Source organism: Streptomyces sp. NPDC006326 (assembly GCF_040612915.1).
Lineage (GTDB): Bacteria > Actinomycetota > Actinomycetes > Streptomycetales > Streptomycetaceae > Streptomyces.
Genome location: NZ_JBEXRC010000005.1, coordinates 150,991 through 164,011, shown reverse-complemented (window position 1 = coordinate 164,011; position 13,021 = coordinate 150,991). Strand labels below are relative to the sequence as shown.

The 13,021-nt window shown below is 72.7% G+C and carries 10 protein-coding genes; 4 read left to right on the top strand and 6 right to left on the bottom strand.

What is annotated here, in order from left to right; all coding sequences use genetic code 11:
* Positions 1 to 21 precede the first annotated feature (21 nt).
* The 3 genes from ccrA to ABZ128_RS06260 form a co-directional block, all read right to left on the bottom strand.
* Positions 22 to 1,359, bottom strand: coding sequence for a crotonyl-CoA carboxylase/reductase (gene ccrA, locus ABZ128_RS06270; protein WP_356846338.1), 1,338 nt, complete (start codon positions 1,357 to 1,359; stop codon positions 22 to 24).
* 407 nt (positions 1,360 to 1,766) lie between these two features.
* Positions 1,767 to 2,591, bottom strand: coding sequence for a TetR family transcriptional regulator (locus ABZ128_RS06265; protein WP_356846337.1), 825 nt, complete (start codon positions 2,589 to 2,591; stop codon positions 1,767 to 1,769).
* Between the two features lie 175 nt (positions 2,592 to 2,766).
* A complete protein-coding gene (locus ABZ128_RS06260) occupies positions 2,767 to 4,569 on the bottom strand; it encodes a 3-hydroxybutyryl-CoA dehydrogenase (RefSeq protein WP_356846336.1) in 1,803 nt (600 codons plus the stop codon).
* A gap of 429 nt (positions 4,570 to 4,998) precedes the next feature.
* Here ABZ128_RS06260 and ABZ128_RS06255 point away from each other — a divergent pair, with 429 nt between their 5' ends.
* The gene (locus ABZ128_RS06255) at positions 4,999 to 5,550 is read left to right on the top strand and encodes an adenylosuccinate lyase (protein ID WP_356846335.1); all 552 of its coding nucleotides are present in this window, start codon (positions 4,999 to 5,001) and stop codon (positions 5,548 to 5,550) included.
* An 80-nt stretch (positions 5,551 to 5,630) separates the two neighbouring features.
* On the opposite strand, the gene ABZ128_RS06250 is transcribed toward ABZ128_RS06255, so the two are convergent.
* The 3 genes from ABZ128_RS06250 to ABZ128_RS06240 form a co-directional block, all read right to left on the bottom strand.
* Positions 5,631 to 7,022 (bottom strand): acyltransferase, encoded by a 1,392-nt coding sequence (locus ABZ128_RS06250; RefSeq protein WP_356846334.1) that lies wholly within the window; start codon positions 7,020 to 7,022, stop codon positions 5,631 to 5,633.
* 151 nt (positions 7,023 to 7,173) lie between these two features.
* Positions 7,174 to 8,784 (bottom strand): alpha/beta hydrolase, encoded by a 1,611-nt coding sequence (locus ABZ128_RS06245; RefSeq protein ID WP_356846333.1) that lies wholly within the window; start codon positions 8,782 to 8,784, stop codon positions 7,174 to 7,176.
* Between the two features lie 112 nt (positions 8,785 to 8,896).
* A complete protein-coding gene (locus ABZ128_RS06240) occupies positions 8,897 to 9,937 on the bottom strand; it encodes an Rv2578c family radical SAM protein (RefSeq protein WP_356846332.1) in 1,041 nt (346 codons plus the stop codon).
* A gap of 177 nt (positions 9,938 to 10,114) precedes the next feature.
* On the opposite strand from ABZ128_RS06240, the gene ABZ128_RS06235 reads away from it, so the two are divergent.
* The 3 genes from ABZ128_RS06235 (at position 10,115) to ABZ128_RS06225 (ending at position 13,016) form a co-directional block, all read left to right on the top strand.
* A complete protein-coding gene (locus ABZ128_RS06235) occupies positions 10,115 to 10,558 on the top strand; it encodes an SRPBCC family protein (RefSeq protein WP_356846331.1) in 444 nt (147 codons plus the stop codon).
* 261 nt (positions 10,559 to 10,819) lie between these two features.
* On the top strand, positions 10,820 to 11,653 hold the full coding sequence (locus ABZ128_RS06230; RefSeq protein ID WP_356846330.1) for a M55 family metallopeptidase: 834 nt from the start codon (positions 10,820 to 10,822) through the stop codon (positions 11,651 to 11,653).
* Between the two features lies 1 nt (position 11,654).
* Complete coding sequence (locus ABZ128_RS06225) at positions 11,655 to 13,016, top strand: M20/M25/M40 family metallo-hydrolase (RefSeq protein WP_356846329.1); 1,362 nt, start codon at positions 11,655 to 11,657, stop codon at positions 13,014 to 13,016.
* The last annotated feature ends 5 nt before the right edge of the window (positions 13,017 to 13,021 follow it).

The window sequence follows — 13,021 nt, the reverse complement described above, 5'->3', positions numbered from 1 at the left end:
CCCTTTGGCCCTCGAACGGTCTCAGATGTTCCGGAAGCGGTTGATGGCGTCGAGGTGCTTCTCGCGCATCTCGTGGTCGCGCACGCCCAGGCCTTCCTCGGGGGCCAGGGCGAGGACGCCGACCTTGCCCTGGTGGAGGTTGCGGTGGACGTCGTACGCGGCCTGGCCGGTCTCCTCCAGCGAGTAGACCTTCGACAGGGTGGGGTGGATCTTGCCCTTGGCGATGAGGCGGTTGGCCTCCCACGCCTCGCGGTAGTTCGCGAAGTGCGAGCCGATGATCCGCTTGAGCGACATCCACAGGTAGCGGTTGTCGTACTCGTGCATGTAGCCCGAGGTCGAGGCGCAGGTGGTGATGGTGCCGCCCTTGCGGGTGACGTAGACGGAGGCGCCGAAGGTCTCGCGGCCGGGGTGCTCGAAGACGATGTCGATGTCCTCGCCGCCGGTCAGCTCGCGGATGCGCTTGCCGAAGCGCTTCCACTCCTTCGGGTCCTGGGTCTGCTCGTCCTTCCAGAACTTGTAGCCCTCGGCGTTGCGGTCGATGACCGCCTCGGCGCCCATGGCCCGGCAGATGTCGGCCTTCTCGGGGGAGGAGACGACGCAGATCGGGTTGGCGCCGCCGGCCAGGGCGAACTGGGTGGCGTAGGAGCCGAGTCCGCCGCTGGCGCCCCAGATCAGGACGTTGTCGCCCTGCTTCATGCCGGCGCCGTTGCGGGAGACCAGCTGACGGTAGGCGGTGGAGTTGACCAGGCCGGGGGAGGCGGCCTCCTCCCAGCTGAGGTGGTCCGGCTTCGGCATCAGCTGGTTGGACTTGACCAGGGCGATCTCGGCGAGACCGCCGAAGTTGGTCTCGAAGCCCCAGATGCGCTGCTCGGGGTCGAGCATCGTGTCGTTGTGGCCGTCCGAGGACTCCAGTTCGACCGAGAGGCAGTGCGCGACGACCTCGTCGCCCGGCTTCCAGGAGTTGACGCCGGGGCCGGTGCGCAGCACGACGCCCGCGAGGTCGGAGCCGATGATGTGGTACGGGAGGTCGTGGCGCTTGGTGAGCTCCGACAGGCGCCCGTAGCGCTCCAGGAAGTTGAAGGTGGACACCGGCTCGAAGATCGAGGTCCACACGGAGTTGTAGTTGACCGAGGAGGCCATGACGGCCACCAGGGCCTCGCCCGGGCCGAGCTCCGGCACCGGGACCTGGTCCAGGTGCAGGGACTTGCGCGGGTCCTTCTCGCGGGTGGTGAGCCCGGCGAACATCTCGACCTCGTCCTTGTGCACGGTGACCGCGCGGTACGAGTCGGGGAGCTGCAGGGCCGCGAAGTCGGCGGGCGTAGCGGCCTGCGACTGGATCGCGTCCAGGATGTCCTTCACGGTGTTGCCTCCGGCTAAGCGCTGATGAGGGTGCGCTGAGGGGATACGCGGCTGCGTGTGCGGGTGGGGTCTTCGTGGTGCGTGGGCCGTCGGTTCGGCGAAGCGGTGGTGCTGCGCGACGCCTGTGGTGGGGCGCTTGCGGTGCCTGGTGACGCAGGCGTCCGGGGCGCGGTCCGTGCCGAGTGGGCGGGACCGCGGGGACATCCGGACGAGATTCAACGTATGGCACCCCGTGTCACTCAGCAAGGCACCGCGTGCCAAAACTTTCTCTCATTTGCCTACTGACCTGCGCAGATGAGCGATGATCGATCAGAGTTACCCGCGAGTAGGGGCAAGTCGGACAAACGAAAGCGGCCGCCCCCCGAAAGGGAGCGGCCACTGTGACGCGGATGACTGCGGTTCGTTCTTCAGTGCTTCTTCAGTGCCTCTTCGATGGTGCGCATGACCTCGTCCAGCGGAGCGTCCGTCCGGGCCACCGCCACCAGCACCTCGCCCTGCGTCCGGACCTCCGCGGGCGCCGCCGGCGCCGCGGCGGGCGTACTGCTCAGCGTGCGCCCCGCGCCGATCCCGGTCCCGAACGTCTTGCGCACGATCGCGAAGGCGTGGTCGAGCTGGGCCTCCACGTCCCCCTGGCCGCCCGCCCGCAGCCAGCGCCGCAGCACGTGGTTGTGCGCGGTGACCACCGCCGACGCGGCCACCTCGGCCAGCAGCGGATCGTCGTTGCCGTCGTGGGGCTCGTGCTCGTCGAAGTGGGCCAGCAGGTAGCGCGTGAACAGCCGCTCGTACCGGGCCACCGAGGCGATCTCCCGCTCGCGCAGCGCCGGAACCTCCCGGGTCAGCCGGTAGCGCTCCACCGACACCGCCGGCGAGGCGGCGTACATCTTCATGACTTCCTTGATCCCGCGGCACACGGTGTCGAGCGGGTGCTCGTGCGCCGGAGCCACGTCCAGGACCGCCTCGGCCCTGGTCAGGGTGTCGTCGTGGTCCGGGAAGATCGCCTCTTCCTTGGACCGGAAGTGCCGGAAGAAGGTCCGGCGGGCCACCCCGGCGGTCGCGGCGATCTCGTCGACCGTCGTCGCCTCGTACCCCTTGGTCGCGAACAGCTCCATCGCGGCGGCCGCGAGCTCGCGGCGCATCTTGAGGCGCTGCGCGGCCGCCTTGGTGCCGGCCGCGCTTTCCGGGCCGTCGGACGCCGTGGCGGCGCGGGGTGAGGTCTTGGCGGGCTGGGACATAGAGCGAAAGTACTTCATTCGCCCGGGTGAGCGCGCCTGAGGGGGGTGGGGCGGGGGTGGATGCGGGGGAGAGCCCGCACTGGGCTCGGGAGGGTGTGTCCGCGGTGAGGGTCCGGCGGACCCGAGCAGCCCTCCCCACGCATCCGGTTCAGGGGCCCCGGGGGCGGGACGCGGCTTACCGGCGGGCGTACTCACGGAATCCGCGGCCGGTCTTCCGGCCCAGGCAGCCCGCCGCCACGAGGTGCTCCAGCAGCGGGGACGGGGCCAGGCCCGGGTCGCGGAACTCCTTGTGGAGCACCTTCTCGATGGCCAGCGAGACGTCCAGGCCGACGACGTCCAGGAGCTCGAAGGGACCCATCGGGTAGCCGCCGCCCAGCTTCATCGCGGCGTCGATGTCGTCGAGGCTCGCGTAGTGCTGCTCGACCATCTTCACGGCGTTGTTCAAGTACGGGAACAGCAGCGCGTTCACGATGAACCCGGCGCGGTCCCCGCAGTCCACGGGGTGCTTGCGCACCTTCGTGCAGATCTCGCGGACCGTGGCGTGCACGTCGTCGGAGGTGAGGACGGTCCGGACCACCTCGACCAGCTTCATGGCCGGCGCCGGGTTGAAGAAGTGCATGCCGATCACGTCCTGCGGGCGCGAGGTCGCGCGGGCGCAGGCGATCACCGGGAGCGAGGAGGTCGTGGTGGCCAGCACCGCGCCCGGCTTGCAGATCTTGTCCAGGGCAGCGAACAGCTCCTGCTTGACGGCGAGGTCCTCGGCCACGGCCTCCACGGCCAGATCCACCTGGGCGAAGGACTCCAGCGAGCCGGCCGGGGTGATCAGGGCCAGCGTCCGGGCGGCGTCCTCCTCCGTCAGCCGCCCCTTGGAGACCGCACGGCCCAGGGAGGTGCCGATCGCGGCCTTCGCCGCGTCGGCCTTCTCCTGGCTGCGGGCGGCGAGCACCACGTCGAAGCCGGCCTGCGCGAAGACCTGGGCGATCCCGCTCGCCATCGTGCCCGAACCGGCCACGCCGACCGAGGTGACCGGACGGCCCTCGCCGAGCCGGGCCCCGTCCAGCGGGGTCTGCGCGTCCCGCACGATCGCGGAGCTGCCCGGCTCGGCGTACGTGTAGAAGCCGCGGCCGGACTTCTGCCCGGTCAGGCCCGCCTCGGCGAGGTGCCCGAGGATCGGGGCGGGGGCGTGCAGCCGGTCGCCGGAGGAGGCGTACATGGCCTCCAGGACGGTGCGCGCGGTGTCGACGCCGATCAGGTCGAGCAGCGCGAGCGGGCCCATGGGCAGCCCGCAGCCGAGCCGCATCGCCGCGTCGATGTCCTCGCGCGAGGCGTACTTCGACTCGTACATGGCGGCCGCCTGGTTCAGGTAGCCGAAGAGCAGGCCGTCGGCCACGAAACCGGGGCGGTCGCCGACCGAGACGGGCTCCTTGCCGAGCTCACGGGCGAGCGCGGTGACCGCCTCGACGGCCGGCGGCGCGGTCAGGACGCTGGAGACGACCTCGACCAGCTTCATGGCCGGGGCGGGGTTGAAGAAGTGCAGGCCGAGGACCCGCTCGGGGCGCTGGGACTCGGCGGCGAGCCGGGTCACCGACAGGGCGTTCGTGCCGGTGGCCAGGATGGCGTCGGGCCGCACGATCGCGTCGAGCTCGCGGAACAGCCGCTGCTTGAGCTCGTAGTTCTCCGGAACGACCTCGATGACGAGATCGGCCTCGGCGGCGGCGGTCAGCTCCGTGAAGGTGCGGAACCGGGCGAGGACGCCCTCCCGCTCCTGCTCGGTGAGGCGCTCGCGGGTCACGGAGCGGGCCGTGGCGGCCGCCAGGGCGGAGCTCGCGCGGCGGGCGGCGGTCTCGCTGATGTCGATGCCGATGACCTCGCGGCCGGCCCGGGCGAGGACCTCGGCGATGCCGGTGCCCATCGTGCCGAGGCCGACGACGGCGATGGTCTGCAGGGTGGACTGACTGGACGTGGACGGACGGTCCATCGCGGGACTCCAGTGGAAGAGGGTGACGACTGAGGGGCGGCGCGCGGCGCACGAGCGCGGCCGCAGGCTCCGGGGAGCCGGGGATCCGCAAGGCGGGGGACCCGGCACCCGGACATCGGGAATGACCGCACGAGAAGCCCGGAGAACGGGCGGGGCGGAGAGCGGCGGACCCTGTCCCGGGGTCGCGCCGTAACACGAGAAGTACGTGAGGTACCGGACCGACTGGTACGGGGCGGCTGCGTCACCAGGCCGGCCTCGTACGTTGGAGGGAGCGTAACCCGCCGGTAACTGGCGCGCCAGAGCGCGGAGATGTGACCTGTACCGCCCAAATGTACCGATCATCGATCATCGATCAAACGCCTCCCCTGCACGGGGTGGGTCTGCGGGAAATCCGGCGTGGCGGCGGTGGTGTCCGCCTAGGGTGGCGGCGTGAACGACGTGCTGGAGCGCCTGCGGACGGAAGCGGCCGGATCGCCGGAGTACGAGGGGCTGCTCGCCGCGGGCCCCGACGCGCTGGCGGCCTCGCTGACCTCGGCCGGCCGGCCCCTGTGGGCCCGCGAACTGGCCGCCTACCGGCTGGGCCTGGCCGGGGACCGGCGCGCCTTCGAGCCGCTGGTGCTGCTGCTGAACCACCGGGACCCGCCGCGCTGCGCGGCCGCCGCGGAGGCGCTGGCGGTGCTGGCGGACCCCCGCACGGCCCGGGCGGCGGCGGCCCTGGCGACGAACGAACTGCGCACCGCGTACGCCCTCCAGCCGGTCCGCCTGCTCACCGCCCTGCGGGCCCCGGAATCGGCCCCGGCCCTGATCCGGACCCTGTCGCGGCTGCTCGCGCCGAACGACCCGTATTGGCGCGTCGCCCTGGCCTGCGTGGAGGGACTCGGAGCCCTGGCCGACCCCCGCGCCCGCGAGGTCCTCACCCGCGCCCAGTCCCACCCCCGCCTCGCGGTGGCGGCGACGGGCGCGCTGCGCGCGCTCGGCTGACAAGCGCCTGCGACGAGCAGGGCCGGATCGTCGGTGCGGGCGACGCGTCCGCGCAGGCCCGCCAGGCGCGGGCGGTCCCCTCAGAGCCGGGACGCCGACGACGGCTCGACCGGTGCCGGGGCGCCCGCGGCGTCGAGGGCCCCGCCCTGAGCCTGCCGGGGCACAACCGCCCCGGGCCGTGCGGGCGCCGCGGACGGCCTGCGGCGGTCCGCCGCCCGCTGGACCCGCCGGCCCAGGCGCTGCATCGGCAGCTCCACCAGGCGGTACATCAGGTGGCTCGCAACCAGCAGCACGGTGAAGAAGATCGCTGTCCAGGCGATCCGGCCCGGCGTCGACGACGGCATGGGCGGGACCCCCACCAGCGGTCCGACGGTGCGCAGCAGCGGGAAGTGCAGCAGGTACAGCGAGAAGCTGATCGCGCCGAGCCAGGTCAGCACCTTCGGGAAGCGCCGCCCCCGCAGCAGGAAGCCGAGGCCGAACAGCGCCCAGGCGGCGAGGCACGAGACCGACCAGGCCCTCCAGCCGGAGGTCCAGGTGTGGGCCTCGACCCCGCCCCGGTTGTACAGCCACCCGACGAGCACGCCCGTGAGGACCACGAACCCGATGGCGAGCACGGCCGGGATCCGCCGCAGGCCCCCGTGCTGCGCCCGGTACACCGCCGTGCCGGCGAACATGGTCGCGAAGATCGTGAGCGTCTCGAACAAGGGGGCCCGGCTGTTCAGCGTGATCAGCACGAGGCCGGTCCCGGCGAGCAGCAGGGCTCCCGCCGCAGTCGCGCGCCGGTGGCCGCTGAGCACGCAGGCGAAGCCCGTGAGGACGAGCGGGGTGACGATGAGCAGGAGCAGCCGGGTCGAGCCGAGTTCCGCGGTCAGCAGCTGGGTCCCGACCGCCGTGCCGACCGTCAGGGCGGCGAGGGCGAAGAGCACCGCGATCACGCCGCTGTGCCGGTGCAGGCCCCGGGTGAACAGGGCGGTGACGAAGAAGTAGAAGACCATCTCGTAGCAGAGCGTCCAGGTGACGTTCATGCCGTTGACGACGCCGAGCAGGTCCTGGAGCATCAGGCCGTTCGCGACGAGCGAGGCCGGATTGTCGCCGGTGCGCAGCAGCGCGACCGTGCCGTCGCCGGCCGGCAGCATCAGGATCGATACGGCCACGGTGGCGATCAAGGCCGGATGGATCCGGAAGAACCGGCCGATCCAGAAGGCCCGGACGTCCCCGCGGCGCTCCAGCGAGGCGGGGATGATGTAGCCGCTCACGATGAAGAAGAGCATGACGCCGAACAGGCCCATGTCGAAGTTCCGCCAGACCAGACCGCCGAAGGGCAGCATCCGCAGCACGTCGAAGTGGTGGAGGGCCACGACCAGCGCGGCGAAGCCGCGCAGCGCGTCCAGCCAGCCGAGCCGGGCGCCGGTGGAAGCGGGTGGCGCTCCGGCGGCGCGCCGTCGGGTGAGGGGGGATGTCAGCGTCTGCACGGACGGACCCTAGTCGACGTTCCGGCCGGGGCGCCGTGATCTGGCGAACGCACCGACCGGACCGTTCTGCACCGAACCGCCACCCACCGGACACCGGGGCGCCGGTTCGGCGACGCCCCGCCGACGCCCCGCGGCCGCTCCGCCGGCCGTGCTAGCCGCGGAAGCCCAGCAGGCCGTGCAGGGCCGCTCCGCCCGCCGAGGGGGGTACCGCGCGGGTGGCCGTGGCCGGCTTCGGGGCCGGCTGGGCGGGGCAGGTGGCGTCCGCCGCCGTGCCCGTCCGCAGGTACGCCGCCACCTTCTCGTCCAGGCACTTGTTGCCGCTCATCGAGATCCCGTGGTTGCCGCCGCCCTCCTCCACCACGAGGGCCGATCCCTTCAGCCGCTCCTTCATGCCGAGCGCACCCCCGAACGGCGTGGCCGCGTCCTCCGTGGCCTGGAGCAGCAGCGCCGGCGGGAGGTCGGCGTTGGTGACGTCCGGTGCCTTCAGCGGCTCGGTGGTCCAGAACGCGCACGGGGCGTTGTACCAGGCGTTGTTCCAGGTCATGAAGGGGGCCCGGACGTGGGTGCGCCACATGTCCGCGCGCCACTGGTTCCAGTCCTTCGGCCACGCCGAGTCCCGGCACTGCACCGCCGTGTAGACGCTGTACCCGTTGCCCGCCGAGGGTTCCACCGCCCCGAACCGCTCGTACGCCGCGACCAGCGGCTTGGCGTCCCGGTCCACCGCGTACGCGGAGAAGGCCTCGGCCAGGTTCGGCCAGTAGCCGTTGTAGTAGCCGCCCGGCATGTAGGTGTCCTCCAGCTCCGACGGGCCCACCTTGCCCCCGGCCGGCGTCTCGCGCAGGGCGGCGCGCATCGCGTACCAGCGCTTCTCGACGGTCGCCGGATCGCTGCCGAGCCGGTACTTCTCGTCGTACCGGGCCACCCACGCCAGGAACGCCTTGTGGCGGGCGTCGAAGGCCAGGTCCTGCGCGAGGTTGTCCTCGTACCAGACCCCGCCCGGGTCGACCACCGAGTCCAGGACCAGGCGGTGCACCCGGCCCGGGTGGAGCTTGGCGTACACGGCGCCCAGGTAGGTTCCGTACGAGTAGCCGAAGTAGCTCACCTTCGGTGCGCCGAGGGCGATGCGCACCGCCTCGATGTCGCGGGCGGCGGACACGGTGCCGATGTACGGGAGCACGTCCGCGTGCCGGGTCTGGCAGGACTCGGCGAAGGCCCTGACCCGGTCCAGGTTGGCCCGCTCGGTCTGCGGCTCCAGCGGTACGGAGTCCGGCCGCACCGGCGCGAAGTGGCTGCCCCCGCAGTCCAGGGCCGGCTCGCTCTTGCCCACGCCCCGCGGGTCGAAGCCGATCACGTCGTACTGCGCGGCCACGTCCTTGGGGAGCGCGGAGGCGATGAAGCCGGCGAGCGCGCGCCCGCTGCCGCCGGGTCCGCCGGGGTTGACCAGCAGCGGGCCCTGCGAGGTGGCGGCGGTGTGCGCGACACGGGTCAGGGCCAGCGAGATCTGGCGCCCGGCGGGCCGGTCGTGGTCGAGGGGGACCTTGAGGGAGGCGCACTGAAGCGTCGGGTAGCGGGTCGTCGCGCAGCCGGTCCAGCGCAGGGCCGCGGCCGCGGCCGTCGGCGCGGTGCCCCGTCCGGGGGCCGGTGCGGGGCCCTGTGCGGCCGTGACCGGGCCGGCCGCGGCGGTGGCGGCGACGGTGGCGACCGACAGCAGGACGGCGGCCCGCTTCTTCAAGGGACCGCGCTTCTTCAAGGGGTGGAGCATGGGGCCTCCCAGCCGAGGGTTCTGGGCGGAATCGTCCCGGAAACCACGTCTGGAAGACGGGATTGGACTGTTTATTGGCCCGATCTGATGATCCCCGGGCGGCCGTCCGGGATCACAGGAGGCTGAGCTGGGTCGGCCCGGCCGGCGCCGGCTCCGCGGGCCGCTCGGGCACCACGATCCGCCGGGCCGCACCCCGCCGGGCCGGGCCGATGCCGAATTCGGCCGCGAGCTCGTGCACTTGACGGGTGATCTGGCGCTGGTACCAGGTCGGCGCGTACGACCCTCCCGCGTACATCCGTTCGTACCGCTCCACCAGGTGCGGGTGGTGCGCGGCCAGCCAGGAGGCGAACCATTCGCGCGCCCCGGGCCGCAGATGGAGTACGAGGGGTGTCACGGACGTCGCGCCGGACCCGGCGATGGCCCGGACGGTCTCGCGCAACTGCTCCGGGGAGTCTCCGAGGAAGGGGATCACCGGGGCCATCAGCACCCCGCACTCGATGCCGGCGTCGGTGAGGGTCCGCACGGCGCCCAGCCGGGCGGCGGGGGAGGGCGTTCCGGGTTCCACGGTCCGCCACAGGGCGCTGTCGGTGAAGCCGACGGAGACGGAGATGCCGACCTCGGTGACCTCCGCGGCCTCCTGGAGGAGGGGGAGGTCGCGCAGGATCAGCGTCCCCTTGGTCAGGACGGAGAAGGGGTTGGCGCGGTCGCGCAGGGCCTCGATGATCCCCGGCATCAGCCGGTAGCGGCCCTCGGCGCGCTGGTAGCAGTCCACGTTGGTGCCCATGGCGACGTGCGCACCGGTCCAGCGCCGCGAGCCGAGCTCCCGGCGCAGCAGCTCCGGGGCGTTGGTCTTGACGACGATCTGGCTGTCGAAGCCGATGCCGGTGTCGAGGTCGAGGTAGGCGTGGGTCTTGCGGGCGAAGCAGTACACGCAGGCGTGGCTGCACCCGCGGTACGGGTTCACCGTCCATTCGAACGGCATCCGGGAGGCACCCGGCACCCGGTTGAGGATCGAGCGGGCGCGTACCTCGTGGAAGGTGATCCCGCGGAACTCCGGGGTGTCGAACGTCCGCGTGACGACGGAATCCGCCGCGAAGAGCGCCCGCGCCCGCTGTGGCGTCCCGGGCGCGTCGGTCAGATCGTCCCAGCGCATCGGCGCCTCCCTCGGTAGCTCGGACTCTGAGAATAGAACAAACGTTCCCATGATCGTGCGGGACCCTTCCCTGCGCCTCCCGGGCGCGTCCGCTGCCGTCCGGCCGGATTTGGGACGCCCGGGCCCGAGGTGGTTGGCTTGCCGCGACGAGCGGACACGATTGCTGGAGGAACAGGTATGGCGCAGGTCGAGGCCACCACGGAGCGGATCATCGCGGCCGACGCGGAGAGGGTGTTCGACGCGCTGGCGGACTACAGCGGCACCCGGGGCAAGCTGCTGCCCGAGCACTTCAGCGAGTACGAGGTGCGCGAGGGCGGCGACGGCGAGGGCACCCTCGTCCACTGGAAGCTCCAGGCCACCAGCAAGCGCGTGCGCGACTGCCTGCTGGAGGTCACCGAGCCCACCGACGGCCAGCTCGTGGAGAAGGACCGCAACTCCACCATGGTCACCACCTGGGTCGTCACCCCGGCCGGCGAGGGCAGGTCCAAGGCCGTGGTGACCACCGTCTGGAACGGCGCCGGCGGCATCGGCGGCTTCTTCGAGCGCACCTTCGCCCCCAAGGGCCTCGGCCGCATCTACGACACCGTGCTGGCCAACCTCGCCGCCGAAGTCGAGCGCTGAGCAAACGGGTTGCCGGTGGGGCCGAAGACACGGCCTCACCGGTTCGGGTGAACCGACCGCCACCGGCGGACGCGGCCGACGCGGCCGACGGCCACGCCCCGAGCGCGCCGCCGCGCCGGGCGTGGCCCCGGGCCGTGCGGGCCTGCGCGGGCTAGGGTGGGGCCGAGCGCGGGCGGCGCCCGTCCGCGCCGTTTGCGCCGCGCGCCGTCGACCGCCCGGGGTCGCCGGTCCCGTCGCGCGCCTCGACCGCCCGGGGGCCCGATGAAGATCCTCATCTCCGCCGACATGGAAGGCGCCACAGGCGTCACCTGGCCCGCCGACGTGCTGCCCGGCACCCCCCAGTGGGAGCGCTGCCGCCCCCTGTTCACCTCCGACGTGAACGCGGCCGCGCTCGGCTTCTTCGACGGCGGCGCCGACCAGGTCCTCGTCAACGAGGCCCACTGGACGATGCGGAACCTGCTGCTGGAGCAGCTCGACGAGCGCGTCGAGATGCTCACCGGCCGTCACAAGTCGCTCTCCATGGTCGAGGGCGTGCAGCACGGCGACGTCGACGGCGTCGCCTTCGTCGGCTACCACACCGGCGCCGGCTCGCAGGGAGTGCTCGCCCACACCTACCTCGCCAACTCCATCACCGGCGTCTGGCTGAACGGGGTCCGGGCCGGCGAGGGCCTGCTCAACGCCCGGGTCGCCGCCGAATTCGGCGTCCCCGTGGTCCTGGTCACCGGCGACGACCTGACCTGCGCCGACGCCGCCGGATACGCCCCCGGCGCGGTGACCGTCGCCGTCAAGGACCACGTCTCCCGCTACGCCGCGGTCTGCCGCACCCCCGCCCGCACCGCCGCCGACATCAGGGCCGCCGCCAAGGAGGCGGCGGCCCTCGCCGTCCGCGGTGAGCCCGTACGCGGCGGTCCGTTCGCCGTCGAGCTGGAGTTCGACGCCGAGCACCTGGCGATGGCCGCCACGGTCGTCCCGGGCGTCGAGCGGTCCGGGGAGCGCAGGGCCGCGTACAGCAGCGGGACCATGTACGAGGGGATCCGGACGTTCAAGGCGGTCACGACGGTCGTCTCGGCGGCCGTGGAGGAGCAGTATGGCTGACATGCCCGCAGTCACCCCCCACGGCGCCACCCCCACCCCCCACGACCCGGTCGACCGGATCGCGCTCGACGAGGTCGTCGCGTTCACCTCCGACCTCATCCGGATCGACACCACCAACCGCGGCGGCGGCGACTGCCGCGAGCGCCCCGCCGCCGAGTACGCGGCCGAGCGGCTCGCCGCCGCCGGGCTGGAGCCGGTGCTGCTGGAACGCACCCCCGGCCGCACCAATGTCGTGGCCCGGATCGAGGGCACCGAGCCGTCCGCCGACGCCCTCCTCGTGCACGGGCACCTCGACGTCGTCCCCGCCGAGGCCGCCGACTGGAGCACCGACCCCTTCTCCGGAGAGGTCCGCGACGGGGTGGTCTGGGGGCGCGGCGCCGTCGACATGAAGAACATGGACGCGATGGTGCTCGCCGTCGTACGGGCCTGGGCCCGGGCTGGGGTGAAGCCGCGCCGGGACATCGTGATCGCCTACACCGCCGACGAGGAGGACAGCGCGGTCGACGGCTCCGGCTACCTCGCCGACCACCACCCCCACCTCTTCGAGGGCTGCACGGAGGGCCTGAGCGAGTCCGGAGCCTTCACCCTGCACACCGGCCCCGGCCGGGCCGTCTACCCGATCGCCGCCGGCGAACGCGGAACGGCCTGGCTCAAGTTGACCGCGCACGGCACCACCGGCCACGGCTCCAAGCCCAACCGGGCCAACGCCGTCACCCGGCTCTCCGCCGCCGTGGCCCGGATCGGCGCGTACGAGTGGCCCGTCCGGCTCACCGACACCGTCACCGCCTGCATCACCGAACTCGCCGCCCTGCAGGGCATGGTGGTGGACCCCCGCAGCCGCGACTTCGACCTCGACACCGTCCTGACCAAGCTCGGCCCGGCCGCCGCCCTCGCCGAGGCGACCGTGCGCAACAGCGCCAACCCGACCATGCTCAGCGCCGGTTACAAGCTCAACGTGATCCCCGGACATGCCACCGCCTACGTCGACGGGCGGACGCTGCCCGGCGGCGAGGCCGAGTTCCTGGCCACCCTCGACGAGCTCACCGGACCCGACGTCACCTGGGAGTTCCACCACCGCGAGGTGGCACTCGAAGCCCCCGTGGACGGGCGGACGTACGAGGTCCTGCGCCGGTCCGTGGAGCGCTTCGACCCCGAGGCGCACGTGGTGCCGTTCTGCATGGCGGGCGGCACCGACGCCAAGCAGTTCTCCCGGCTGGGGATCACCGGCTACGGCTTCTCCCCGCTGAAGCTGCCCCCCGGCTACGACTACTGGTCCCTCTTCCACGGCGTGGACGAGCGGGTCCCCGTCGACGCCCTGCACTTCGGCGTCCGCGTCCTCGACCACGCCCTGCGGGCCCTGTGATGGGG